Raw genomic sequence first — 1,229 nt, 5'->3', positions numbered from 1 at the left:
CACCGGGTTAACGATGATGGCGTCAACGCCCTGACCAATGAAGTTCTGCACCTGCTGAAGCTGCTGTGCCACGTCGCCCTTAGCGTCTTCAACCTGGCCCTTAATGTTGTCTTTTTGCATCTCTTTCTGCATCGCGGTGCGCAGAATGGTGAGGAAGTTGTCATCAAACAGCGCCATAGAAACGCCAACCTGAAGGTCTTTTGCCATCACTGCGGCAGGTAACATGCAAACTAACAGGGAAGTTAATAACGCTTTTTTGAATTTCATAGGTAACCCTTCTTATTCGTTAACATGCTCAGGTTGGCTGATACCGCGAATGAAAAATATCTTTTACATTCACTCAACGTCGCTGGCGTTTTTTTTGTGGTTGTAGAGGTAAGGCTTCTGGTCTAACGCTATCGGTTTACTGCATCATTTCTGTGTAACTCACTACTTATCAGCCAGTTATTTTCGAAATGCCATTTCAGATGAATGAAGTCGTTTCGCAGGTGATGATAAGCAGTTCATTTATTTCATCCGATTGACATTTGAAACTTTCATCATAAAAGCACTGAAATGATTGTTTTAAAATCGGCAAATAACAAAACTTTGACATGCCTCTAACATCTCAAAGGAATTGCGTTTAAAGTGAGATCTTGCTGGCAGTTTAGAATCTGATCATTCAAGGCAGAAAAGCAGCATTCCGCTGCTTTTACGCGCACTTAAACCAAAAGTGTGCAGTCGGGCTTTGACAACGGGGATCGGCATCGCTAATATGCGCCTCGTTCACACGATTCCTCTGTAGTTCAGTCGGTAGAACGGCGGACTGTTAATCCGTATGTCACTGGTTCGAGTCCAGTCAGAGGAGCCAAATTTAGAAAGCCCGCTCAGGGAAACCTGAGCGGGCTTTTGTGTATTTAGGGTTTTGTTAGGTCGCCATAAATGGCGCCCCTACAGTTCCGGTGCATTTCGTAGGGTCGCCATTAATGGCGACCTGGTTACTACCTGCCGCTACGCCAACGCAGCCAGCTCCAAACTGCTGCGGAAATCGTTGCCGACATAATCGCTATCGATCAGCTGGCGGCGCCGCAGTTCTGGCAACAAGCCGTTGAGCAGCAAATCCTGTTGATCGGGCTGGCCGAGTCCATGCAGTGAAATCACATCCAGCACCCCAGCGCGGTAGCGCTGTTCAATGGCATCGGCCAAAGTTACTGGCGTACCGGCGACAAACCAGTGGCCGGTCTCTTCGG

1 protein-coding gene, 1 tRNA gene and 1 pseudogene are annotated in these 1,229 nt (G+C 47.9%); 1 reads left to right on the top strand and 2 read right to left on the bottom strand.

The annotated features are described in order from the left end of the window. A partial coding sequence (locus tag RTY00_RS15705; protein ID WP_312665072.1) for a substrate-binding domain-containing protein occupies positions 1-267 on the bottom strand: 267 nt, incomplete at its 3' end. Positions 268-774: 507 nt separating this feature from the next. On the opposite strand from RTY00_RS15705, the gene RTY00_RS15700 reads away from it, so the two are divergent. Further along, positions 775-850, top strand: a tRNA-Asn gene (locus tag RTY00_RS15700). A gap of 140 nt (positions 851-990) precedes the next feature. Here the strand turns inward: RTY00_RS15700 and RTY00_RS15695 are convergent. Continuing rightward, positions 991-1,229, bottom strand: a pseudogene (locus RTY00_RS15695) (LLM class flavin-dependent oxidoreductase); the annotation flags it as partial.

It is taken from the genome of Pantoea sp. CTOTU49201 (genome assembly GCF_032054795.1).
Classification (GTDB): domain Bacteria; phylum Pseudomonadota; class Gammaproteobacteria; order Enterobacterales; family Enterobacteriaceae; genus Pantoea; species Pantoea symbiotica.
The sequence above is the reverse complement of the archived record's forward strand: the minus strand, read 5'-3'. Positions and strand labels throughout refer to the sequence as shown.